The following is a 24971-nucleotide window of genomic DNA, read 5'->3' as shown; positions in this document are numbered from 1 at the left end:
CCGACAAGGGCCGCCCGACGAGGGCCGCCCGGCAGACCGCCCGAAAGACCGCCGGCGAGACCGCCCGCCCGGCGCCGGGCCCGGGCCGGATCAGCCCGCGCCCAGCGGCTGGTCCAGGCTCAGCTCCGAACCCACGATGTCCTGCTCCGCCCACACCACCTTGCCGCCGGAGATCCGGCACGACCCCCAGCGGCGGCAGAGCGTGTTGACCAGCTGCAGCCCCCGGCCGCCCTCGTCGCTGACCGTGCTGTGCTGGATCTGCGGCAGGTCCGGGCCGTGGTCGGAGACCTCCACCAGCAGCCGGTGCCGCCGCACCATCCGCAGGTGGCCGGGCCCGTGTCCGTACCGCAGCGCGTTCCCCACCAGTTCGCTGACCACCAGCTCGGTCACGTCCGCCACGTCCGACAGCCGCCAGTGGTCCAGCTGCTCCCGGGCCAGCTGGCGGGCCCGGCTCGCCGCCCGGCCGTCCTGCGGCAGCGGCCACTGGGCCACGTCCCACTCCCCGTCCGGGTCGGTCCGCAGGCTCCGGGCGACGACCACCGCCGTCTCGTCGAAGCGCTGCCGGGCCGGGTCGCTCGCCGCCGCCAGGCGCTCGGCGTCCAGCCCGTCCGCCGCCATGCCCGCGGTGATGTCCAGCAGCCTCCCCATCTCGGCCTCGATGTCGCCCCCGCGCGACTTGATCAGGCCGTCGGTGAAGAGCACCAGCCGGCTGCCGGGCGGTGCGGGCACCCGTACCGCGTCGTACGGGATGACCCCGGCCCCCACCGGCGCGCCCACCGGCACGTCCAGATACCGCACGGTGCCGTCCTCGGCCACCATCAGCGGGGGGATGTGCCCGGCCCTGGCCAGCGTGTACGAGCGGTCCACCGGGTCGTGGATGGCGCACAGGAACGTCGCGACCTGGTCCTCCTCCAGGTCCCGCGCGGCCAGGTCGAGGCGGGCCAGCACCCGGTCCGGGGCGATGTCCAGCTGCATCAGGGTGCGGGCCACGGCCCGCAGCCGGCCCATGGTGGCCGCGGCCGGCAACCCGTGCGACATCACGTCGCCGACGATGAGCGCGGTGCGGCCGCCCGGCAGCGGCACCACGTCGAACCAGTCCCCGCCGACCCCGCTGGGGTCCGCGGCCGGCGTGTAGCAGGTGGACACGTCCAGCCGCACCGTCCGCGGCACACTGCGCGGCAGCAGCGCCCGTTGCAACGCCACCACGTGCTGGCGCTCGCGCCCGTAGAGGCGGGCGTTGTCCACGAAGACCGCGGCGCGCGAGGCGATCTGCACCGCCAGGGCCATGTCGGTCCGGGTGAACGGCGGGCTGTCCGGCCCGCGGACGAAGTCGGCCACCCCCAGCAGCACACCGCGCGCCAGCAGCGGAACCGCCAGGTAGCTGTGGACGCCCGCCCGGCGCATCTTCTCCGCGGCGCTCGGGTTGGAGGACACCAGGTGGTACTCGTCCGGGCGTATCCGGGTGACCATCCGGGGGCGCCGGCCCAGCACCACCTCCAGCGCCATGGACGTCCCGTACTGGGTGATCTCACCCACCGGATCCGGCTCCAGCTGGCTCATCTCCTCGACCGCCGAGACGGCCATCGCGCGCAGCGCGGGCGCCACCGTGGCGGCGCGCTCGCCCTCCTCGCCGCGGAGCACCGAGTCCAGCAGATCGACCGCACAGCCGTCGGCGAAGCGCGGAACCATGAAGTCGGCGAACTCCTGGGCCGTCTGCTGGAGGTCGAGCGAGGTCCCGATGCGGCTGCTCGCCTCGTTCAGCCAGATCAGGGTTCGCTGGGCGGACGGCACACCGATCGCCCGGCCGTCAGCGGCCCGCCCCCGGCGCACACGGGCCGGCGACACCATCTGACGGCGCCTTCCGGCCGAACGCTTGCCTCCCACGCACCCAGACCGCCTTCCCGCTCCATGAGAGCCGACCCCACCAGTGTCCCTCTCCGGGGCCGGATGCGCCCCGCAGCCGTCGCGGTCGCCGCAGGCGCGGGAACAGCGGAAAGTGGGAGAACGACACTCCCGAGGATTATGCGCGTGATGGTGAGCGACAAGGAACCACCAGGATCAAAAGAACGAACCACCGGGATCGGAAGAAGACCGGACCGGAACGGCGGAACCGGGCCGGACCAGCGGGATCACCCGCGTACCGCGGCGCCCGGGCCCCTTGCGAGACCGCGACCAGGAAGTGGGCGATGACGGACCGGAACGGCGGTGGTACGGGAACGGGCGCCGGCCTCGCCCCGCTGCACCGGGTGCTCTCCCACCTCGACGTGGGCGTGTACGTGGCGGACGAGGACGCCACCGTCGTGGCCGTCAGCCCCCGGGCGGAGCGCCTGCTGGCCCGGCCGGCCGCGGAGATCCTCGGCCGGGACCCGCACGACCTGCTGCACCGGCGGCCCGACGGAACCCCGGCGGAGCGCTCCCGGTGCCCGCTGCTCCAGGCGTTCCTCGGCCGGCACACCGCCTGGGGCGCGCCGGAGTGGTTCGCCCGGGGCGACGGCACGGTGCTGCCCGTGCGCTGGCTGGCCACCCCGTACCGCTTCGACGACGGCTCGGTGGGGTCGATGGTGCTGTTCTCCGCGGCGGACGCGAGCACCGAACCCGGTGATGCCGAACCCGCGGGCGCCGAACCTGCGGGTGCCGGGGGTACGCCGGTCGCGGGCGCCGGGCCCGGTGGTGCCGGGGGTACACCGGGCGCAGGTGCCGGGCCCGTGGTTCCCGCCGCGGGCGTCGGTCCCACGGGCGCGGGGGATGCGGGGGCCGATGCCGCGGGTCCGGCCGACGCGGGCGCGGGAGAGACGTCGGCCGCGGGCGCCGGGGCCGCAGGTCCCGCCGCCGAGGGCCCTGAGGCCACGGGAGCCACGGGGCCGGCCAGCCCGGCCCCGGACGGCGTGCCCCTCACCGTCCCGGGTCCCGGTACCGCACCCCCCGCCGCGTACGGACCGGGGACCGGAGACGCCCCTGGGCCCGGAGCGGCCGGCCCCGACGAGCCGGACGCGCCACCGCCCGGCCCTCCGCCCGAGCCACCGACCGGGGCACCGTCCGAGCCACCACCCGAACCCCCGGCCGGTCCCGCCGGCCCGTCGCCCGAACCCCCCGCCCGAGCCCCGCATCGTGCCGCCGCCCGCCCCACCGTGGGCGTCCCCCGCGCCCGGGCCCGGGGCGCCGGCCGCCGGCCCGTCACCCGCCCCGGGCGACCCGTCCCCCACCCCGGCCCCGTCCGCCCCACCGGCGGACCCCGGGCGCACCGGCCCGTCCACCCCGTCCACCTCGCCCGACCCGGCCGCCGAGCCCGCCGCCGGTCCGGCGCCGGGCCCCGGGCTCGCCGACCGGCTGGCGCTGCTCGCCGAGGTCACCACCGTGCTCACCTCCACGCTCAACCTCGACGAGGCGCTGCGGCGGCTGGTCGGCCTGGTGGTCCCCCGGTTGGCCGACTGGGCGGTGATCGATCTGATCGGGGAGCGCTCCGAGGTGCGCCGGGTCGCGGTGGTGCACCACGAACCCGGCGGCGGGGTGAGCCGCCGGGAGGACTTCGAAGGGCCGCTGCCGCCGGTGCCGGAGGCCTCCGGCACCCCGCTGTCCCGGGTGCTGCGGGGTGCCCCGCCCCGGTTGGTCCGTCCGGAGGACTACACCGAGCCGCCGGACTCGGGGCTCGCCGCCAAGCAGATCGAACTGTTCCGGGAGACCGGCATGCACTCGGCGATCCTGGCGCCGCTGCGCGGGCGCCGGCAGCGGGTCCTGGGCGCGCTGACCCTGGGCCGGTCGGACCAGCCCGCCCCGTACCAGCCCTCCGACCTGGCCCTGGTGGACGACATGGCGCGCCGGGCCGGGCTGGCGGTGGAGAACGCCCGGCTCTACGAACGGCAGCAGCAGGTCGCCGAGACCATGCAGCGGCACCTCCTCCCGCCGCTGCCGAAGCTCCGGGACCTGGAGATGGCCGCCCGCTACCTGCCCGCCCCGCACTCCTCCCAGGTGGGGGGCGACTGGTACGACGCGTTCACCCTCCCCGACGGGGCGCTGGCGCTGGTCGTGGGCGATGTGATGGGTCACGACCTGCAGGCGGCCGCGAACATGTCGCAGGCCCGGAACATGCTCCGCGCCTTCGCCTGGGACACCAACGACCCGCCCAGCCGGATCGTCGCCAAACTGGACCACGCGCTGACCAACATCGGCGAGGCGACCATGGCCAGCGTGCTGTTCGCCCGGCTGACCCGGGAGGGCCCCGGCCGCTGGCAGCTGCACTGGACCAACGCCGGGCACCCGCCGCCGCTGCTGGTGGACTACGACGGGCGGATCCGCTTCCTGGACCAGGCGCTCGGCACCCTGGTCGGCACCGGGATGGTGGTGCCCCGGGGGGACGCCACCACCCCGCTCCCCTCGCAGAGCACCGTGCTGTTCTACACCGACGGGCTGATCGAGTCCCCCCGGACCGCGGTGACCGACGGTCTCGCCGAACTGGGCCGGCACGCGGCCACGCTGGTACGGCGCCCGCTGGACGACTTCTGCGACGCGCTCGTCCGGACCGTCCGGCCGGCCGAGAACGAGGACGACGTCGCCGTCCTGGCCCTGCGCACCCCCGCCTCGGAAGCCACCTGACCACACCCGTCCCCGCCACCCCCGGCCGTCTGTCACCCCACCGCAGCCGTCACCACGAGGCGGCACCCGCGCCGCGGGCTCTCCCACCGCGCGGCCCCCGTCACGTCCCCCTTAGCCGTCCCGGCCACCCGCGGCATACGCACCCCGGCCCCCCGCCGCGACTCGGCCCCCGAGCGGGCACTGCAACTCCCGGCCCCCGTCGGGCCCCGAACCCGTACCCGCAACCCCCGGTCCCGGCCCTCGCCGCGCTTGCCGCGCCGCGAGGTCACCGGTCCCGGGCCGTCAGGCCTCCGCCGGACGCAGCACCACGAAGTCCGCCCCCGCCGGATCGACGCAGACCGCCAGCCGCCCGACGCCCTCGGCGTCCTCCGGGCCCATGCGCACCGAGCCGCCGTTGCCGGTGATCCGCTCCACCGCGGCGTCGCAGTCCTCCACCGCGAACACCGGGTGCCAGTACGGCTTTCCGCCGGTCGGCGCCAGGTGCTCCGCCGGGAGCTGCATCATGCCGCCGTGCATCCGGTCCTCGCCCAGGCCCGACGGGGTGATCAGCCAGTACGTGCCACCGCCACCGGGCAGCTCCATGCCGTCCGTCCGCCAGCCGAAGAGCCTCCCGTAGAACTCCCGGGCGGCCGCCACGTCGGTGGTGTACAGCTCGACCCAGCAGAGGCTGCCGGCGGCGTCCACCTGGTCCAGGCCCTCGGTCTTCCCCGGCTGCCAGACCGCGAACTGCCCGCCCTGCGGGTCGGTGAACTGGGCCAGCCGCCCCTCCTCGCCGACCTCGGCGGGCGCCACCCGCACCGTGCCGCCGGCCCCCTCCACGGTGCGCGCGGCGGCGTCCGCGTCCGGGGTGCTGAAGTAGATCGTCCAGGCCGGACGGGCACCCTCCTCGGTGAGCCGACCGACCGCCGCGACGGTTCTGCCGTCCTGCTGGAACACGCCGTAGCCGCCCGCCTCCGACCCGAAGGACCGGAACTCCCAGCCGAGCGCGGCGCCGTAGAACCGTGCCGCCGCGTCGATGTCCGGGGCCCCGAGGTCGAGCCAACAGGGCGAGCCCTGCACGAAGTTGGTGGTGATCATGGTGATTCCCTTCGCCGCGCGGAAGTCCCTGTCCCCTTCAGCGTGGCACCCACCACCGACAACCGCCCCTCGCGCCGCCCCCGGACGGGCCGGGCCGGCCGGGGCCCGGGGAACGGCCGTACCGGGCATGCGAAAAGGCCAGGTCGGAGAAGTGACCTGGCCCTTCGAGGGAGCCGCCTAAGGGAATCGAACCCTTGACCTACGCATTACGAGTGCGTCGCTCTGGCCGACTGAGCTAAGGCGGCATGCTGCGTACAGCCATACCGGCAGCCGCAGCGTGACCAGTCTACACAGTTTCCCGATGCCCTCCGCACGCCCCGGGGGCCGGGGTATCGCCGCAGGTCACCGGCGGGCCGGCCCGGTACCCGCCCGACCCGGCCCGGCCGGTACGGGGTGCGCGTCGGCCCGGCGCACCGGGAGGGCGGGGTGCGCCGGCCCCGGCCCGGGGCACCGCCGAGGCCGCGGCCGGTGCGGGTCAGGTGCAGCGCTTGGCGTCGGGCGGGGGCGTTCCTTCCAGGAGGTAGGTGTTGATCGCGGTGTCGACGCAGTCGCTGCCCCGTCCGTACGCGGTGTGCCCGTCGCCGTCGTAGGTCAGGAGCCGGCCGGAGTCGAGCTGCCGGGCCAGTGCCCGCGCCCAGCGGTACGGGGTGGCCGGGTCACGGGTGGTGCCCACCACCAGGATCGGCGCGGCCCCCTTCGCACGGAGCGCACGGGGGGCGCCGGTCGGCGGGACCGGCCAGTAGGCACAGTTGAGGGACGACCAGGCCAGGCCCTCACCGAAGGCCGGGGACGCCTTCCGGAACGCGGGCAGGGCCTTCCGCACCTCGTCCGGCCCGCGGAACGCCGGGGGCAGGTCCAGGCAGTTGACCGCGGGGTTGGCGTACATCAGGTTGGCGTACTCGCCGTCCTGCCGCTCGTAGTAGAGGTCGGCGAGCTGCAGCAGGGCGGTGCCGTCCCCTCGCATCGCGGCGCCCAGCGCGGACCGCAGCTGGGCCCAGGAACTCTCGTCGTACATGGCGGCGAGCACCCCGGTGGTGGCCAGCGACTCGCCCAGCTTCCGGCCGCCGTCGTCGGTGGGCACCGGCGCCCGGTCCAGCCGGTCGAAGAAGGCCGTGAGCCGCTCTGCCGCCCGCGCCGGACCGCCCCCGCCGAGCGGGCAGTCGTCCCGGCCCGCGCAGTCCTGGGCGAACGCGGTGAACGCGGTCTGGAAGCCCGCCGTCTGGTCCCGGTTGACCTGTGCGGCGGTGCGGGTCGGGTCGAGCGCGCCGTCCAGCACCAGGCGCCCCACCCGGCCGGGGAAGAGATCGGCGTAGGTGGCGCCGAGGAAGGTGCCGTACGAGGCGCCGACATAGCTGAGCCGGTCGTCGCCGAGCACCGCCCGCAGCAGGTCCATGTCCCGGGCCGCCTCGACGGTGGAGACATGGCCGAGGATCGCCCCGCTGCGCCGTTCGCACCCGGCCGCGAAGGACTTGTGGGCGGCGACCAGGCGGTCCACCTCGGCCGGGTCGTCGGGGGTCTGGTCGGTCCGGGTGAAGGCGTCCATCTCCCGGTCGGTCAGGCACTCCACCGGTTCGCTCGCCGCCACCCCGCGCGGGTCCATGGCGACCATGTCGTACCGGGCCCGGACCGGTGCCGGGTAGCCGACCCCGGCGTACCCCTGCAGGTACCCGATCGCCGAGCCGCCCGGCCCGCCGGGGTTGACCAGCAGCGAACCGAGCCGCTCCCCGGGGCCGGTGGCCTTCTTCCGGGAGACCGCCAGCTTCAGGTCGGTCGCCGCGGAGGGCTCGGCGTAGTCCAGCGGCGCCGTGAGGGTGGCGCACTCGAACCCGGTGCCGCCGCAGTCCCGCCAGCGGAGCCGCTGCTCGTAGTAGCGCTTGAGGGGGCCGGTGGGCGCGGCCCGGTCGGCGCGGGGGCGATCGGTGCGGGAGCGGTCGGCGGAGGAGTCCGGGCCGCCGGACTCGCAACCGGAGAGCGCCAGCAGCACGGCGGCGGCCAGCACCGCGCCGGTCCGGCGCGGCATGCGGCCCCCGGGGCCGGCGGTGGCGCGACGGTCCCGGGCCCGCGGCCGGATCTCCGCGCCACCGGCGCCACCGGCGCCCCGGGGGCGCCGGGTGCCGTCCGCGTGCCGTGCACCGTCCGGTTCCGGGAGGCCGGGGACGGCCGCCGGGGGGCGGGCGGTGGCCGCGGGCGGAACGGCCGGGGGGCCGGGGAGGGGGCGCGGGCACCACCGCGGGCACCGCGCGCGCGGCGCCGGCCGGGTGGCCCTGGGGGCTCCTCCGCGCACGGGGCCCCGGGCTCTTCCACAGGCTGGTCCTCATCGACGGGCGCCCTTCGGTCCTGGTCCTGGCGGACAGCGAGGTCACTGTGCCGGAGCGTAACCGGATCACCACGCGGGGTGGGGCGGGGCTCGGCGGACCGACTCGTACGGGTGAGGGGGCCCGCCCCGCGTGGACCCGCCCCCCGGACGTTTCCGCGGGGTGGAATCCGCCGGTCGGCCGACGCTTCGCCGGTCAGCCCGCGCGCAGCGCCATCGTCATCGCCTCCACGGCGAGCAGCGGTGCCACGTTCCGGTCCAGGGCCTCGCGGCAGGCCGCCACCGCCTCGATGCGGCGCAGCGTCCGCTCCGGGCGGGACCCCGCGGCGACCCGCTCCAGCGCGTCCCGGACGTCGGTGTTGGCGATGGCCACCCGGGAGCCCAGCTGCAGCGCCAGCACATCACGGTAGAAGGCGGTGAGGTCGGTGAGCGCCAGGTCGAGGCTGTCCCGCTGGGTACGGGTGGCCCGCCGCTTCTGCCGGTCCTGCAGCTCCTTCATCGCCCCGGCGGTCCCGCGCGGCAGCCGCCCGCCGGTGCCCGACGCCGCGCCCAGGGCGGCGCGCAGCTCCTCGGTCTCCTTGGTGTCCACCTCCTCGGCGACCTGCTTGGCGTCCTCCGCCGCGGCGTCGACCAGCTCCTGCGCCGCCTTGAGGCAGCCACCGACGTCGTCGACGCGCAGCGGCAGCTTCAGCACCGCGGCGCGGCGGGCACGCGCCCGCTCGTCGGTGGCGAGCCGGCGGGCGCGTGCGATGTGGCCCTGGGTGGCCCGGGCCACCGAGGCGGCCAGTTCCGGTTCGATCCCGTCCCGCCGGACGAGCAGCTCGGCGACGGCGTCCACCGGCGGGGTCCGCAGGGTCAGGTGCCGGCAGCGGGACCGGATCGTCGGCAGCACGTCCTCCAGGGACGGTGCGCAGAGCAGCCACACGGTGCGCGGGGCCGGCTCCTCCACCGCCTTGAGCAGCACGTTCGCCGCACCCTCGGTCAGCCGGTCGGCATCCTCCAGCACGATCACCTGCCAGCGCCCGCCCGCCGGGGAGAGCTGGGCGCGGCGCACCAGCTCGCGGGTCTCCTTCACACCGATGCTGAGCAGGTCGGTGCGGACGATCTCCACATCGGCGTGGGTGCCGATCAGAGCCGTGTGGCAGCCGTCGCAGAACCCGCAGCCGGGGGCGCCGCCGAGCGCCCGGTCCGGGCTGACGCACTGCAGCGCGGCGGCGAAGGCACGGGCGGCGGTGGCCCGCCCGGACCCCGGCGGGCCGGTGAAGAGCCAGGCGTGGGTCATCCGGGACCCGCCGGGCTCCTCCCGGGGTGCGCCGGGCGTGTCCGCCTCCGGGCCGCGGGGCGCCCCGGCGGCCGCCGACGCCGCGGTGACCAGGGCGTCCGCGTCGCGGGCGGCAGCGGTCAGCTGGTCCTCCACCCGGTCCTGTCCGACCAGGTCGTCCCACACCGCCATCGTCCGCCTCCAGCACCACCAGCACGACGTTTCTCGCCAGCACCCATTGTGGGGCACCGCGCCGACAGCGGACGCCGCCGCCCGGGTGGCGGCCCGGTGGCGGCGTCCGCCGGTCCGTCCCGGCCACCGCCGTCGTCGGTCGTGCTGTGGTTGTCCGGGCGGGGCTGTGGTCGTCGGTCGGGCCGCGGTTGTCCGGGCGGGGCTGTGGTCGTCGGTCGGGCCGCGGTTGTCGGTCGGGTCCGCCGCCGCCGGACCGCCCGCGCCGGACCGGGTGCGGCGCCCGACCGCCCGCGCCGGGCCGCCGGCATCGAGCTGCCCTCGCCCCGCCGATCGTCCGGCATCGGGCCGCCCTCAGCCTCGCCGATCGGCCGGCAACGGCACCGCGCCCGCCGGCCCCCACCCGCGCCGGGCCCGCCGCCGGCACGGGTAGGGGCCGGCGGCGGGCCCGGCCCGCATGTGTCCGCTCAGCGGCGGCGGCGGTCGTCCCCGTCGTCGCCCTCGTACGGGCCGAGGAGTTCGTCCGCGAGCGAGGGCAGGTCGTCCATCGGTGTCCTCTCGGCCCACTCCGGGCGGCGCCGGCCGGAGGCACCGTGCCGGGACTCGCCCTCGGCCTGCCCCACCTGCGGGAGTTCCCGGGTCCGGTCGTTGTCCGGCGACCCGCCCCCGGCGCCGTTCGCGGGCTCCTCGGGACGGAACAGCCACGGCGGCACCCGGTCCGCGGGGTCGGCGGGCCGGTCCGGCGCCAGGTGCGGCACGGACGGCATCACCGTGGTCTCGTCCTCCGGCCGCGCGGCCGGGGGCTGCGGCAGCTGCCGGGTCTCCTCGGCGTCCGGGTCCCCGACCGCGCGCGGGCCGCGGTCGGCCGGCGCCTCCGAGGTGCCGGTCCCGCGCGGACCGCGGTCGTCCCGTACCGGGCGGAGCACGGTGGTGTCCTCCACGCCCGCGTCCCGCGCGCCCGCGACCTCCCCGGACGGGCCGGCGACCCGCGGGTCCCGCGCGCCGGGGCGCACCCGCGGCAGCACGGTGGTGTCGTCGGCCGCGCCGGAGCCACCGGCACCCGAGGGGCCACCGGCACCCGGTGCGCGGCCACCGTCCTCCTGCCCGGTACCGCCGGCCGCCGTGCCCGGCTCCTGGCGGACCATCGGCGTCTCGACCGTGGGGGCGTCGTCACCGGGGAAGCCGCCGTCCCGCGCGCCGTCCGTCTCCGGTGCGGTGTCCCGCGGCCCGGCCACGGCCGGGGTCTCCACCGTGGGCGCCTCCGACGGGGGCGGCGGGACCAGCGGCGTCTCCACGGTGGGTGCCTCGTCGGGGGCGCCGCCCGCCGCGGCCCGCGCGGCGCCGCCGGAGCCCGCGTCCCGCGCCCGGTCCGTACCGCCCCGCGCGGCGCCCTTGCGGCCGGAGCCGCCGGGGTCCTTCCGCCCGGAGCCGCCGGAGGCGGTGTCCTTCCGTCCGTCACCGGACCCGGCACCGCGCTCGACACCGTCCGAGGCGTGCCCGGCGGAAGCCTGCCCGGCGGCACCACCGGTGCCACCGCCCGCACCCTCCGCCGCCCGCGCTTCCGCCGCGGCCCGGCGCGCCTGCTCCGCCCGGCGCAGGGCCTCCTCCGCCTCGCGCTGCTTCTCCAGCCGCAGCGCCTCCGCCTCCGCGCGGCGCCGGGCCTGCTCCTCGGCCTCCCGGCGGAGCCGTTCCTCCTCCAGCGCCCGGGCGCGGGCCTCCGCCTCGGCACGCCGGCGGGCCTCCTCGGCCTGCCGCTCGGCCTCGGCGCGGCGCCGCTCCTCCTCCAGGGCGCGGGCGCGGTCCTCGGCCTCTATCCGCCGGCGCTCCTCCTCGGCGCGGCGGCGGGCGTCCTCGGCACGGAGCCGGGCCTCCTCGGCCTGCCGCTCGGCCTCGCGCTGCCGTGCCTCCTCCAGCTCGCGGCGCTTGCGCTCCTCCTCCTCGGCGCGCGCCCGGGCCAGGGCCTCCTGGCGCTCGCGCTCCAGCCGCTCCTCCTCGGCCTTCCGCGCGGCCTCCTCCTCGGCGCGGCGGCGGGCCTCCTCCTCGGCGGCCTTCCGCGCCTCCTCCCGGGCCTTCACCTCGGCCTCGGACAGCGGCAGCATCCGGTCGAGCCGGTGCCGCACCGCGGTGGTGACGGCCTCCGGCAGCTGGCCGGCGTCCACCACCAGGTAGCGGCCCGGCGCGGCGGCGGCCAGGGCCAGGAAGCCGGCCCGTACCCGCTGGTGGAACTCGGCGGGCTCCGACTCCAGCCGGTCCGGCGCCTCGGTGAACCGCTCCCGCGCGGCCTCCGGGGAGACGTCGAGCAGCACGGTCAGGTGGGGCACCAGGCCGTCGGTGGCCCAGCGGGAGATCCGGGCGATCTCGGTGGGGGCCAGGTCGCGGCCCGCACCCTGGTAGGCGACCGAGGAGTCGATGTAGCGGTCGGAGATGACCACCGCGCCGCGCTCCAGCGCGGGGCGGATCACCGAGGCGACGTGTTCGGCGCGGTCGGCCGCGTACAGCAGGGCCTCCGCGCGGTGCGAGATCCCGGCCGAGGAGACGTCGAGCAGGATCGAGCGGAGCCGCTTGCCGAGCGCGGTGGCGCCGGGTTCGCGGGTGACGACGACCTCGTGGCCCTTGCCCCGGATCCACTCCGCCAGCGCCTCCACCTGCGTGGACTTGCCGGCCCCGTCGCCGCCCTCCAGCGCGATGAAGAAACCGGTGGGCGCGGGCGCCTCCACCGCGTCGGCGCCGCGCAGCGCCTCGCGCAGGTCGCGCCTGAGCGGCACCCCCTGCCGGTCGTCCGTCTTGCCCAGGATCAGCGCCGCGACCGGCAGCAGCAGCGCGCCGACCAGCATCAGGGTGAACGCCGCCCCGCCGTGCGCGAAGACGAAGTCGCCGCTGACCAGCCGGTGCGGGCCGATGGCGCCGGCCAGCAGCGGGGCCGCGACGGCGCCCAGCGCGACGAAGACCCGGACCACCGCGTGCAGGTGCTCGGTGAGGCGGCCCTGCCGGGACTCCTCGGTCTCCTGGTCCAGCAGCGCGTGGCCGATCCGCGCGGCGACGCCCGCCGACACCCCGGCCGCGGTCACGATCAGCAGCACCGTGGTGGCGTCGTGCACCAGCCCGGCCGCGAGCAGCGCCAGGCCGGTCAGCGCGATGGCCAGTGCGAGCAGCCGCCGCCGGGAGAGGCCGGGAAGGATCTTCGGCGCGGTGCGGATGCCCACCACCGGGCCGCCGCCGAGCGCCAGCACCAGCAAAGAGAAGGCGACCGGCCCGCCGCCCAGGTCCGCGGCCTGCAGCGCGGCCACCCCGACGGCCGCGGCGATCGCGCCCGCGATCGCCGCGGAGGCGAGCACCAGGTGCGGCACCGCGCCGGTACGCCCCTTCTCCGGGCCGGTGGCGGTGCGCGGGCGGCGCAGCCCCTCCAGCGGCGAGCGGGCGCGCGGCGTCCGGGCGGCCGGCAGCTCCAGCACCACCAGCACCGACACGGACGCGGCGAACAGCCCGGCCGCGGCGTACGAGCCGAGCGCGGCCTGGTGCTCGTGGAACCAGTCGACGGCGGAGCCGAGGATATTGCCGATCAGGGTCGCGACGAGCAGCACCGCGGCGGCGATCGGCAGGGTGACGAAGGTGATGCGCAGCGAGAGCCGGCGCAGCGCGTCGAGGTGGTCCGGCAGCGGCCGGACCGCGGCGCCCTCGGGGGGCGGCGCGGGCAGCATCGCGGGCGCCGCGTCGTCCTTGGCGACGGTCCACACGCGTTCGGCGACACCGGCCACGAAGGCGGTGATGAGCAGCCAGGCGAGCGCGTCCCCGGGCGTCCAGTCGATCCACAGCGGGGCGACGACGAGCAGCGCGAGCCGTACCCCGTCGGCCCCCACCATGGTCCACCGGCGGTCCAGCGGGCCGGACGGGCCGACCAGCGCGGAGACCGGGCCGAGCAGCGCCGCGCCGAACAGCACGGTGGCCAGCAGCCGCGCCCCCAGCAGCGCCGCCACCGCGAAGGCCGCCCCCCGGTAGCCGCCGCCGAAGGACCCCTCGGCGGCCGCCGCCTGGAGCGAGAGCAGCATCAGGACCAGCACCGACAGCGCGTCCGCGGCCCCGCTCGCCAGGTGCGCGCCGCTCAGTCTCCGCAGCGGGGGGTGGCGCAGCAGGGTGCGTACGGCACGCTCGCGGGAGTCCGCGGCTAGGGCACCGGATGTGGGGGTCACGTCCGTCGGCTGCTCGGCTCGCGTCATCCCGCCAGCCTATCCGGATCGGGTGAATTCACGCGGCCCACACCCGAACACCTGGCCGGTGCGGTGTGACCGCGCCCGGGCGTGCCCGGGCCGGGCCCCGGGCGGGGTGCGTCCGGGCACGGAGGCGCGGTACGGGCGAGGGTGGGAGGCGCGGTACGGCGGCGGGCACGGAGGCGCGGTACGGAGGCGCGCGGTACGGGCGCGGGCGCGGGGAGCCCGCCCGGCCGGGCCGGGGGCCCGCCCGGCCGGGCCGGGGGCCCGCCCGGCCGGGCCGGGGGCCCGGGTGTGCGGTACGGCGACGGGGCCGGGCTCTCCCGGTGCGGCCGGGGCGCGGACCGGTGCGGACCCGGGGCGGCCGCGCCCGGCCCCGGCACCGGGAACACGCGCGGCCGGGCGGGCCACCGGAAACGGGCAGGCCGGGCCCGGCCTGCCCGGGCGGCACCGTCACATCGCGGACCGGGCGAGCCGGAGCAGGCCGGCGCGCATGCGCTCCTCGCCGAGCTCCGGCAGGAGTGCGGCGACGTGATCGGCCGCCAGGGGGGCGAGCAGCGCGTGTGCGGCCTGGTCGGGGTCGGGTGCGGTGGCGAGCAGGATCGCCACATGGCGGTGCCAGAACCGGTAGGCCCCGATCCGGTACCGGGCGCCGGGGGTGGCGGTCTCGGACATCCGGACCAGCGCCAGGTGCTCCAGCAGATAGTCGAAGTAGGCGTCGAGGAACGCGGCCAGGCGCTCGTCGGCCGGGGCCCCGGGGCCGAGCGGGGGCGGCCCGTGCATGACCGCCTCCTGGAGCACGCGCTCCCGGGCGTCCAGCAGTGCGGCGGCCAGCCCCGACTTGTCGCCGAACCGGCGGAACAAGGTGCCCTTGCCGACGCCCGCGGCCGCGGCCACCTGCTCCATGGACACCGCCTCGACGCCGTGTTCGGCGAACAGCCGGGCGGCCGCCTCCAGCACCGCCGCGCGGTTCCGGGCCGCGTCCGCCCGCTCCTTGGGCGGCGGGGTGCGCAGCAGTTCCAGCGGCGTTGCCGAATCGGACCGCGGTCCGTTACTGTCGTGAGCCATAACAGGACTGTAGTCCGTTTCCGTTTTCCATGGAGGTAGTGGCATGACCGCGCTCATCACCCGCGACGAACTCGTGGCAGCGATCAGGAACGGCGAGGTGACCGTCGTCGACACGCTCGGCGGCGAGTACTACGCCCAGCAGCACCTGCCCGGGGCCCTGGCTCTGGTTCCGGCCGAGGTCGACGCCCGGGCGTCCACCGTGCTCCCCGACCGCGACGCCGCGATCGTCACCTACTGCTCCAACCCGGCGTGCCCCAACAGCGGCCAGGTCGCCGACCGGCTCACCGCCCTCGGCTACACCAATGTCCGCAAGTACCGCGAGGGCATCCAGGACTGGGTCGAGGCCGGCCTGCCCACCGAAGCGGTCTGACCTCCCGCCCCCTCCGGGCGAGGACGCGACCCCTGGATCTTCGCCCTCCCGGGCGCGGCGGACCGCCCGCTGCGTGCCGGGGGGTAGGGCCCGCGCCGGCACGGGAGCCGGGCGGGGCGCACCGGCGGCATGCGGCGGTTCGGTTCCGGACCCATCCGACCCCGGCCCCGTGAGGTCCCGGGGCCGGTCGGAAACCGGACCGACGGGGGAGCACCGCACAACCACAGAAGCCCCGCCCGCCCGGTCACTTCTCCCGGCGGGCGGGGCTTCTGCGGCGGATCACTCGTCCGACGCGGCCCGCGGGGCGGCGGCCGGCTCCGCGCCGGCCGCGGCGGTGGCCTTCTTCGCCGCCGTCTTCTTCGCCGTCGTGGTCTTCTTGGCCGCCGTCTTCGCGGTCGTCGTCTTCTTGGCCGCGGTCTTCTTCGCCGTGGTCGTCTTCTTCGCGGCCGTCTTCTTGGCGGTGGTGGTCTTCTTGGCCGCCGCCTTCTTCGCCGTCTTCTTGGCCGGGGCCTTGGCGCGCTTCTCCGCCAGCAGCTCGTAACCGCGCTCCGGCGTGATCGTCTCGACGCTGTCGCCGGTCCGCAGCGTCGCGTTGGTCTCGCCGTCGGTGACGTACGGCCCGAAGCGGCCGTCCTTGACGACCACCGGGCGCTCGCTCACCGGGTCGGTGCCCAGCTCCTTCAGCGGCGGCTTGGCCGCGGCCCGGCCCCGCTGCTTGGGTTGGGCGTAGATCGCCAGCGCCTCGTCGAGCGTGATGGTGAACAGCTGGTCCTCGGACTCCAGCGACCGCGAGTCGGTGCCCCGCTTCAGGTACGGGCCGTAGCGGCCGTTCTGGGCGGTGATCTCCACGCCCTCCGGGTCCTTGCCCACCACGCGCGGCAGCGACATCAGCCGCAGCGCGTCCTGAAGGGTCACGGTGTCCAGGGACATCGACTTGAACAGCGAGGCGGTCCGCGGCTTCACCGCGTTCTTGCCGGTCTTCGGGGTGCCCTCGGGGAGCACCTCGGTGACGTACGGGCCGTACCGGCCGTCCTTGGCGACGATCGTCCGGCCGGTCTCCGGGTCGGTGCCCAGCTCGAAGTCGCCGCTCGGCTTGGCCAGCAGCTCCTCGGCGTACTCCACGCTCAGCTCGTCCGGCGGCAGGTCGGCGGGGACGTCCGCGCGGCGGCCGGCGCCGTCCTCGCCCTCACCGGGCTTCTCGATGTACGGGCCGTAGCGGCCGACCCGCAGCACGATGCCGTTGCCGACCGGGAAGGAGGAGACCTCCCGGGCGTCGATCGCGCCCAGGTCGGTGACCAGCTCCTTCAGGCCGCCCAGGTGGTCGCCGTCGCTGTTGCCCGCGTCGGCGGCACCGCCACCGGTCTCCCGGCCCTCGCCCTCGCCGAAGTAGAAGCGCTTGAGCCACGGCACGGCCTGCGCCTCGCCCCGCGCGATGCGGTCGAGGTCGTCCTCCATCTTGGCGGTGAAGTCGTAGTCCACCAGCCGTCCGAAGTGCTTCTCCAGCAGGTTGACCACCGCGAAGCTGAGGAACGACGGGACGAGCGCGGTGCCCTTCTTGAACACGTAGCCGCGGTCGAGGATGGTGCCGATGATCGAGGCGTACGTCGAGGGGCGCCCGATCTCCCGCTCCTCCAGCTCCTTGACCAGCGACGCCTCGGTGTAGCGGGCCGGCGGCTTGGTGGCGTGGCCGTCGGCGGTGATCTCCTCGGCGGTCAGCGCGTCGCCCTCGGCGACCTGCGGCAGCCGCCGCTCGCGGTCGTCCAGCTCCGCGTTGGGGTCGTCGGCCCCCTCCACGTACGCCTTCATGAAGCCGTGGAAGGTGATGGTCTTGCCGGACGCGGAGAACTCGGCGTCCCGGCCGTCGCTCGCGGTGCCGCCGATCCGCACGGTCACCGAGTTGCCGACCGCGTCCTTCATCTGGGAGGCGACGGTCCGCTTCCAGATCAGCTCGTACAGCCGGAACTGGTCACCGGTGAGCCCGGTCTCCGCCGGCGTGCGGAAGCGGTCCCCGGAGGGGCGGATCGCCTCGTGCGCCTCCTGGGCGTTCTTCACCTTGCCCGCGTAGGTGCGCGGCTTGTCCGGCAGGTACTCGGCCCCGTAGAGCTGGGTGACCTGCGCGCGGGCCGCCGCGACCGCGGTCTCCGACAGCGTGGTGGAGTCGGTACGCATATAGGTGATGAAGCCGTTCTCGTACAGCTTCTGCGCCACCTGCATGGTCGCCTTGGCACCGAACCCGAGCTTCCGCGACGCCTCCTGCTGGAGGGTGGTGGTGCGGAACGGCGCGTACGGGGAGCGGCGGTACGGCTTGGACTCCACCGAACGCACCGCGAACCGGGTGTCGGCCAGCGCCCCGGCCAGCGCGCGGGCGGCCGCCTCGTCCAGCTGGAGGGTGTCGGTGCGCAGCCGGCCGTCCGGGCCGAAGTCGCGGCCCTGGGCGACCCGGCGGCCGTCCACCGTGACCAGCCGGGCACCGAAGGCCGCCGGCTCCCCGGCGGAGCCGGGGCCGGGGGAGAAGGTGCCGGTCAGGTCCCAGTACTCGGCGGAGCGGAAGGCGATCCGGTCCCGCTCGCGCTCGACCACCAGGCGGGTGGCCACCGACTGCACCCGGCCTGCGGACAGCCGCGGCATGACCTTCTTCCACAGCACCGGGGAGACCTCGTAGCCGTAGAGGCGGTCGAGGATGCGGCGGGTCTCCTGGGCGTCCACCAGCCGCTGGTTCAGCTCGCGCGGGTTGGCGACCGCCGCCTGGATCGCGTCCTTGGTGATCTCGTGGAAGACCATCCGGCGCACCGGGACCTTGGGCTTGAGCACCTGCTGCAGGTGCCAGGCGATGGCCTCGCCCTCCCGGTCCTCATCGGTGGCCAGGAAGAGTTCGTCGGAGTCGGCCAGCAGCTCCTTGAGCTTCTTGACCTGGCTCTTCTTGTCGGCGTTGACGACATAGATGGGCTGGAAGTCGTGCTCGACGTCCACGCCCAGCCGGCGCACCTCGCCGGTGTACTTCTCGGGCACCTCGGCGGCGCCGTTCGGCAGGTCGCGGATGTGCCCGACGCTGGCCTCGACGACGTAACCCGGGCCGAGGTAGCCCTTGATCGTCTTCGCCTTGGCAGGCGACTCGACGATGACGAGTCGGCGGCCGCCCTGTGCGGTCTCGCGGGTCGGGGACAACTTCGCTCTTCTCTCCGGTCGGCGCTCGGTGAACGGGACCTCTACGGCTCCGTGTCATTACGGTGACGCTGCGGAGTGTGACGGTACATCCCGCCCCCGTGTCAAACGGAAAAAGCCCACAACGCCACTCGAACGGTAACCCGACAAGCGGCCTGTCTGCCGCCTGGACCGGTGCACGGCCTTCTCGGACATCTCCGCAACCCGCGCTCCGGCACCCCCGCCGGGTACCCCTGGGCGCCGCCCCGGACACCGCCCGGCCGCCCGGCGGACCCCGGTGTCCGGCGGGCGGGACGGGCCGGCGCGGGGGCCGTACCGGACGGGCGGGCACCGCGCCGGCGGCGCCCGCGGCGGAACGGGGAGGGGGCCGGCGGATGTGACGCACCCGTCGTCCGAACCGTTCCCGCCGAAGCGTGTGCGGGCCGGATCCGCGGCCGGCGGCGGGGCCGGGCCGCGCGTGCGGGCCACCGCGGGGGCCGGGTCCGGTGCGTGGTGACCGTACCGGGCGGGGGTACGTGGCGGGCCGGGCGCGGTGACGGTACGGAACGGTACGGAACGGAGGGGCCCGTACCGGTCACGGGGGCCGGCCGGTCCGGTCAGACGTGGGCCAGGCACCAGACGGCACCGGCCAGCGCGACGGCGCCGAAGAACGTGGACAGCGCCGGCCCGATGACGGGATGGGCGCCGGCCGCCACCGGCAGGCGCCGGCCGGCGCGGACCGCCGTCCACAGCAGCAGTCCGGTGCCGAACAGGGCGAATACCACCGCGGCGAAGATCGCAGGTCCGCTCTCCATGGGGGCAGCGTGCCACCCGGGGGGATCGGCGGGACGAACCCCCGGTGAACACCGCGCGTCGGACATGGCCGGAAACGCCCCACCGGCCCCTCTTGCCCCACCAGGTCCTCCTGCCCCTTCGGCCCTACGTGTCCCTGCGGTCCCGTCGTCCCACCCGCTCCGCCGGGGCCGCTGGCCCGCGGCACCACGGCCCGGGCGTCCCGCGCCCCGGGGCCGGGCCGTGGCCCGCGCCCCGCTACTCGTCCCCGACCGGCACCAGGAAGCCCTGCTCCACCAGCAGCCGGATGGCCTCCGGGGTGCGGTCGCGCAGCAGGACCGGGTCCTCCCCGAGGAGCTGGGCGATGGCGTCCAGGATGCGTCCGGCGCTGAGCGACCCGTCGCACACCCCGGCGAAGCCCGCGCCCACCGTGTCCACCTCGGTGGCCCGCCGCATCCCGCGGTTCTGCCGCAGCACCACGTGCTCCGGGTCCTCCGCGCCGGGCAGCCCGATCTGCTCCTGCACCACCTCGTCGGCCAGTCGGAACCGCGCGCCCAGCAGGGCGGCGTCGTCGTGCTCCCGCAGGTAGTCCTGCCGGTCGAAGTGGTCCGCGATCACCGCTCCGAGGGGCTGTTCGACCGGGTGCGGCCACTCCTCGACGACCACCGAGGGCCGGGCGGCACCGGTTTTGCGGAGCGTGATCCAGCCGAAGCCGACGGCCGTGGTCCCCCGGGACCGGAACTCCTCCAGCCAGGCGTCGTACCGGGCGGCGTAGCGTGCCGGGTCGCCGAGGTGGTCACCGGCGTCCCGCAGCCACAGCTCGGCGTACTGGGTGACGTCCTGGACCTCGCGCTGCACGATCCAGGCGTCGCAGCCGTCCGGCACCCAGGACCGCAGCCGGTCCCGCCAGTCCTCGCCGGCCACGTGTTCCCAGTTGGCGAGCAGCTGGCACCAGCCGCCGTCGTTGAGGTGGGCGGCGGACTCGCGGACCAGCGTCCGGCACAGCGCGTCCCCGCCCAGCCCGCCGTCCCGGTACACCAGCCGGCCGAACGGCGAGGCGTCCGCGTCCGTGCCGTCGGTGTCCGGTCCGTCGGTGTCCGGTCCGGCCGGGGCCGACCGGGCCGGGGAGATCACGAACGGGGGGTTGGAGACGATGAGGTCGAAGGTCTCCCCCGCGACCGGCTCGAAGAGCGAGCCCTGCCGCAGATCGGCCTCGGGGGCCCCGGACAGCGCCAGGGTGAGCCGGGTGAACTCCAGGGCGCGCGGATTGACGTCGGTGGCGGTGACCCGGGTGGCGTGCCGGGTCGCGTGCAGCGCCTGGATGCCGGAGCCGGTACCCAGGTCCAGGGCCTTGCCCGCCGGCTTCCGGACGGTGACCCCGGCGAGCGTGGTGGAGGCCCCGCCCACGCCGAGGACCAGCCGCGAGCGGTCCACCCCGCGCGCGGCGGCGGCCCCGTTGGCCCCGCCGACGGCGCAGCCGAGGTCGGAGACGATCCACCAGTCCTCGCCCTCCGGCCCGCCGTACGGGCGGATGTCCACGACCGCGCGGACCTGCTCGGCCGGGCCCTCCCCGGTGCCGCCGTCCCCGACCAGCCAGCCGTCCGCCAGGCACTCGGCGAGCGGGAGCACCGCGTCCGCCTGCCGGTACGGCACCGGCCGCTGGAGCAGGAACAGCCGCACCAGGGTCGCCAGCGGCCCGTCCTGCCGGGTGGCGCGCTCGGCCGGCACGGTCTCGCCGCGGGCGAGCGCCGCGTAGGCGGGCGCACCGAGCAGGTCGAGGAGGCCGTCGGCGGTGAATCCGGCGGCCAGCAGCGCGGCGCGGAGACGGGCGGTCCGGGCGGGGTCCGCGAGGGGCAGGGCGGTCTGCGGGTGCGTACTCACCGCTCCATTGTCGCGGCTGCCGGTGGCCGCCGACGCCCCGGCGGACCGGGCCCGCCGGGGCGTGCGGGCGGCGTGCGGGACACCGGCGCACCGGGTGCGCGGCACCGGTCGCGGGCGGGCGCCGGACGGCATCGACGGCGCCGACGGCCCCACCGGGCCACCGGACGCCGCGGCGGCCGTCGGACCGTCAGGGCGCCGGACGGTCAGGGCGCCGGACGGTCAGGGCGCCGGACGGTCGGGGCGGCGGACCGGCGAACCGTCAGGCCGGCGGTCCGTCAGCCGGCGGCCCCGTGCGGACGGTCGCGTCGGGACCGGTCACCCCCGGACGCCCGGGCCCCGGCCGTCCGGGGAGGTCGCAGCCGGCCGGCGAGGGCCATCCGGAAGTCTCCCGGCCGGCAACCGGGACCTCCCGGCGACCGGGACGCCCGGCCGCCGGGAGACCGGGGAGGCCCCGGACGCCGAGATGCCCGGTCAGGAGGCCGGGGAGACCGAGTCCGCGACCTTCTGGCAGCCCGGCTGCTGCGCCATCGCCTGGCCCAGCTCACCGCCCTGCAGGTTCTTCATGGAGGTGGTGGCCGCCTTCACGATCTTCGGGGGCTCCTCCTGGATCTCCCGGAGGCCCTGGGCGAACTCACCCTTGTCCCCGGTGTTCAGCTCGTCGACCGAGGTCTTGAGGGCCGCGTAGCGCTGGGAGGCCGCGTTGAGCCCCTTGACGGCCTCCGTCTGGCTCTTCTCGCCCCCGTCCACGGGCGGGGCGCCGGCCTTCTGCACCGCCTTGGCAAGTGCCGCGTAACCGTCGGAGATCTTCTGGTACGCCGTCGAGCTGGCCTCCTGGTACTTCTTGGGGTCCTGCTCGTCGGTCACCGCCTCGATCGCCGTGCTGGCCTCCAGGATGTTCTTCAACTGCGGCTGTGCCGCGTCGCAGACCTCCTTGGCCCAGGCGTCGACCTTCTTCTCGCCGTCGTCGCCGTCACTGCATCCGCTCAGGGCCAGTACGAGTGCCGCACCGCCGGACAGTGCCGCCATGAGCTTCTTGTTCACCGGACAGGTCCCTTCCATGGCTCTGGCCTCGGAACATACACGGCCGGGCCCGGCGGACCCCCGGGCATGCATCCCCTATGGCACCGCTTGCACTTTTTGCCCCGAGGCGGTTGTGTCATGGGACTCGTCCTGCGGACGGGGCACCGGACCCGTCACGCGGACGGGGTCGTGGGGCTGATCACGCGGACGGGGCGGGCGCGGTCGTGAGGGGGCTCGCCCCGCGGACGGGCCGACGGGGCCGTGGGGGCCCGTCACGCGGGCGGGGTCGTGCGGGGCCCGTCACGCGGACGGGCGGGCGGCGCGCCGGAGCGCACCGCCCGCCCGCCGCCTCGTCCGCGGTACGGCGACCGGGGTCAGGACACCACCGCCGGGTCGGCGGACTGCGTGACCCGCTCGGCGCCGCCCTCGTCGCCCACCGCGATGCCGCGCCGCTTGGACACGTACACCGCGCCGACGATGACCAGCGCGGCGAGGACCGCGATCCCGGCGCGCAGCCCCGGGCTGGTGTCGTCGCCGTAGGAGAACTTCACCACCGCGGGCGCGATCAGCAGCGCCACCAGGTTCATCACCTTCAGCAGCGGGTTGATGGCCGGCCCGGCGGTGTCCTTGAACGGGTCGCCGACCGTGTCGCCGATGACCGTGGCGGCGTGCGCCTCACTGCCCTTGCCGCCGTGGTGGCCGTCCTCCACCAGCTTCTTCGCGTTGTCCCAGGCGCCGCCGGAGTTCGCCAGGAACACGGCCATCAGGGTGCCGGCGCCGATCGCGCCGGCCAGGAAGGACCCGAGCGCGCCGATGCCCAGTGCGAAGCCGACCGTGATGGGAGCCATCACCGCCAGCAGGCCCGGGGTGGCGAGTTCACGCAGCGCGTCCTTGGTGCAGATGTCCACCACCCGCCCGTACTCCGGCTGCTCCGTGTGGTCCATGATCCCGGGCTTCTCCCGGAACTGCCGCCGGACCTCGAAGACCACCGCGCCCGCCGACCGGGAGACCGCGTTGATCGCCAGCCCGGAGAAGAGGAAGACGACGGCGGCGCCGAGGACCAGCCCGACCAGGTTGTTCGGCTGGGAGATGTCCAGGCTCAGGTTCATCTCCCCGGTCACGTCCGCGTTCACGTCGGCGACCGCCTCGGCGATGGCGTCCCGGTACGAGCCGAACAGCGCCGCGGCGGCCAGCACCGCGGTGGCGATGGCGATGCCCTTGGTGATGGCCTTGGTCGTGTTGCCGACCGCGTCCAGGTCGGTGAGCACCTGGGCGCCCGCGCCCTCCACGTCCCCGGACATCTCGGCGATGCCCTGGGCGTTGTCGGAGACCGGGCCGAAGGTGTCCATGGCCACGATCACGCCGACGGTGGTGAGCAGCCCGGTGCCGGCCAGGGCGACGGCGAACAGCGCCAGCATGATGCTGGTGCCGCCGAGCAGGAAGGCGCCGTAGACGCCGAGCCCGATGAGCACCGCCGAGTACACCGCGGACTCCAGCCCGATGGAGATGCCGGAGAGAACCACGGTGGCGGGCCCGGTGAGCGAGGTCTTGCCGATGTCCCGGACCGGCCGCCGGCTGGTCTCGGTGAAGTAGCCGGTGAGCTGCTGGATGAGCGCGGCGAGCACGATGCCGATGGCCACCGCGACCAGGGCCAGCACCCGCGGGTCGCCCTCGTGGGCGAGGATCTCGTGGTCGGTGACACCGTCCAGGTCCGCGTACGAGGACGGCAGGTAGACGAAGACCGCGACGGCCACCAGCACCAGCGAGATCGCCGCCGAGATGAAGAAGCCCCGGTTGATCGCGGACATGCCGCTGCGGTCGGCGCGGCGCGGGGCCACCGCGAAGATGCCGATCATGGCGGTGACCACGCCGATGGCGGGGACGAGCAGCGGGAAGGCCAGCCCGGCGTCGCCGAACGCCACCTTGCCGAGGATCAGCGCGGCGACCAGCGTGACCGCGTACGACTCGAACAGGTCGGCGGCCATGCCCGCGCAGTCGCCGACGTTGTCGCCCACGTTGTCGGCGATGGTCGCGGCGTTGCGCGGGTCGTCCTCCGGGATGCCCTGCTCGACCTTGCCGACCAGGTCCGCGCCGACGTCGGCGGCCTTGGTGAAGATGCCGCCGCCGACCCGCATGAACATGGCGATGAGGGCGGCGCCCAGGCCGAACCCCTCCAGCACCTTGGGGGCGTCGGCCGCGTACACCAGCACCACGCAGGCGGCGCCGAGCAGCCCCAGCCCCACGGTGAACATGCCGACCACCCCGCCGGTGCGGAAGGCGATCTTCATGGCCTTGTGGGAAACCGCCGTCAGATCCGGTGCCGCCGGCGGGACGGCGGGGGAAACCCCTCCGGAATCTGCGGGGACGGTCGCGGCCGGGGTCGCCTCACGGGCGGCCGCGGCCACGCGCACATTGCTGCGGACGGCCAGCCACATTCCGAGATAACCGGTGGCCGCCGAGAATACCGCGCCGACCAGGAAGAACAGGGACCGGCCCAGCCGCTGCGCCCAGTCGTCCGCGGGCAGCAGCATGAGCAGGAAGAAGACGACCACCGCGAATCCGGCGAGGGTACGCAGTTGCCGGGCCAGATAGGCATTGGCCCCCTCCTGCACGGCGGCCGCGATTTTCTTCATGGCGTCCGTGCCCTCGCCGGCGGCGAGCACCTGCCGTACGAGCACCACGCCCACGGCGATGGCCGCCAGCGCGACACCGGCGATCACCAGCACGATCGCACGGTTGCCGGCGGTCAGTTCCGCCGCGGCCAGAGATGATGAGAAGTCAAGCTGATGAGGGGTGAGAGGCCCCGCCATTCGTCCTCCTTGACGTTTGGCACATGGGCGCGCAGCCGTTCCGCGACCGCGGTCACAGCCGCCACGCTCAGGCGTCCTGAGCTCACGATGTGGACGGATTGTAAGGAGCCGCATCAGGCCGGAAAGGAGCTGTTGAAAGGCAATTCGTCATCACCGGCGCGGAACAGCAGGTTTGGCGGCGGGTGATTCCCCCGGACGAAGTAACGGATGTGGGACGCTGACCCCGGTAAGGCCATGCGTTAATGGGGAAAGT

Annotated in this window: 13 protein-coding genes, 1 tRNA gene and 1 pseudogene; 3 read left to right on the top strand and 12 right to left on the bottom strand. The window is 75.8% G+C overall.

The genetic code is table 11. The annotated features are described in order from the left end of the window. Positions 1 to 90: 90 nt before the first annotated feature. Positions 91 to 1848: an ATP-binding SpoIIE family protein phosphatase gene (locus tag IHE55_RS13445; protein WP_197989248.1), complete on the bottom strand. Its 1758-nt coding sequence runs from the start codon at positions 1846 to 1848 to the stop codon at positions 91 to 93. 338 nt (positions 1849 to 2186) lie between these two features. On the opposite strand from IHE55_RS13445, the pseudogene IHE55_RS33110 reads away from it, so the two are divergent. Together IHE55_RS33110 and IHE55_RS13435 are read left to right on the top strand one after the other, a co-directional pair. Beyond that, positions 2187 to 2558 (top strand): annotated as a pseudogene (locus IHE55_RS33110) (PAS domain-containing protein); the annotation flags it as partial. Positions 2559 to 3108: 550 nt separating this feature from the next. After that, the gene (locus IHE55_RS13435) at positions 3109 to 4590 is read left to right on the top strand and encodes a PP2C family protein-serine/threonine phosphatase (protein WP_307826645.1); all 1482 of its coding nucleotides are present in this window, start codon (positions 3109 to 3111) and stop codon (positions 4588 to 4590) included. A gap of 282 nt (positions 4591 to 4872) precedes the next feature. Here IHE55_RS13435 and IHE55_RS13430 read toward each other — a convergent pair whose 3' ends face one another. The 6 genes from IHE55_RS13430 to IHE55_RS13405 all read right to left on the bottom strand — a co-directional run bounded on the left by IHE55_RS13430 (position 4873) and on the right by IHE55_RS13405 (position 14704). Continuing rightward, a complete protein-coding gene (locus IHE55_RS13430) occupies positions 4873 to 5667 on the bottom strand; it encodes a VOC family protein (RefSeq protein WP_197989247.1) in 795 nt (264 codons plus the stop codon). Between the two features lie 171 nt (positions 5668 to 5838). Continuing rightward, positions 5839 to 5912, bottom strand: a tRNA-Thr gene (locus tag IHE55_RS13425). 230 nt (positions 5913 to 6142) lie between these two features. Continuing rightward, positions 6143 to 7687, bottom strand: a complete 1545-nt coding sequence (locus tag IHE55_RS13420; protein WP_197989246.1) for an alpha/beta hydrolase — start codon at positions 7685 to 7687, stop codon at positions 6143 to 6145. 490 nt (positions 7688 to 8177) lie between these two features. Beyond that, positions 8178 to 9434 (bottom strand): DNA polymerase III subunit delta', encoded by a 1257-nt coding sequence (locus IHE55_RS13415; protein WP_197989245.1) that lies wholly within the window; start codon positions 9432 to 9434, stop codon positions 8178 to 8180. Between the two features lie 464 nt (positions 9435 to 9898). Then, positions 9899 to 13645 (bottom strand): dTMP kinase, encoded by a 3747-nt coding sequence (gene tmk, locus IHE55_RS13410; protein WP_197989244.1) that lies wholly within the window; start codon positions 13643 to 13645, stop codon positions 9899 to 9901. A gap of 444 nt (positions 13646 to 14089) precedes the next feature. Further along, positions 14090 to 14704: a TetR/AcrR family transcriptional regulator gene (locus IHE55_RS13405; RefSeq protein ID WP_197989243.1), complete on the bottom strand. Its 615-nt coding sequence runs from the start codon at positions 14702 to 14704 to the stop codon at positions 14090 to 14092. 43 nt (positions 14705 to 14747) lie between these two features. On the opposite strand from IHE55_RS13405, the gene IHE55_RS13400 reads away from it, so the two are divergent. Next, positions 14748 to 15074, top strand: coding sequence for a rhodanese-like domain-containing protein (locus IHE55_RS13400; protein ID WP_197989242.1), 327 nt, complete (start codon positions 14748 to 14750; stop codon positions 15072 to 15074). 279 nt (positions 15075 to 15353) lie between these two features. Here the strand turns inward: IHE55_RS13400 and topA are convergent, their stop codons facing one another. The 5 genes from topA to IHE55_RS13375 form a co-directional block, all read right to left on the bottom strand. Beyond that, positions 15354 to 18239: a type I DNA topoisomerase gene (gene topA / locus IHE55_RS13395; protein WP_197989241.1), complete on the bottom strand. Its 2886-nt coding sequence runs from the start codon at positions 18237 to 18239 to the stop codon at positions 15354 to 15356. A gap of 593 nt (positions 18240 to 18832) precedes the next feature. Then, a complete protein-coding gene (locus tag IHE55_RS13390) occupies positions 18833 to 19030 on the bottom strand; it encodes a hypothetical protein (protein WP_197989240.1) in 198 nt (65 codons plus the stop codon). A gap of 235 nt (positions 19031 to 19265) precedes the next feature. Beyond that, positions 19266 to 20888: a DUF7059 domain-containing protein gene (locus tag IHE55_RS13385; protein WP_307826644.1), complete on the bottom strand. Its 1623-nt coding sequence runs from the start codon at positions 20886 to 20888 to the stop codon at positions 19266 to 19268. Positions 20889 to 21359: 471 nt separating this feature from the next. After that, a complete protein-coding gene (locus IHE55_RS13380) occupies positions 21360 to 21929 on the bottom strand; it encodes a small secreted protein (RefSeq protein ID WP_307826643.1) in 570 nt (189 codons plus the stop codon). A gap of 353 nt (positions 21930 to 22282) precedes the next feature. Beyond that, complete coding sequence (locus IHE55_RS13375; RefSeq protein ID WP_197989238.1) at positions 22283 to 24718, bottom strand: sodium-translocating pyrophosphatase; 2436 nt, start codon at positions 24716 to 24718, stop codon at positions 22283 to 22285. Positions 24719 to 24971 lie beyond the last annotated feature (253 nt).

Source organism: Streptomyces pactum (assembly GCF_016031615.1).
In the GTDB taxonomy this organism is placed as follows: Bacteria; Actinomycetota; Actinomycetes; order Streptomycetales; family Streptomycetaceae; genus Streptomyces; species Streptomyces pactus.
This window is presented reverse-complemented; position numbering and strand designations above follow the sequence as displayed.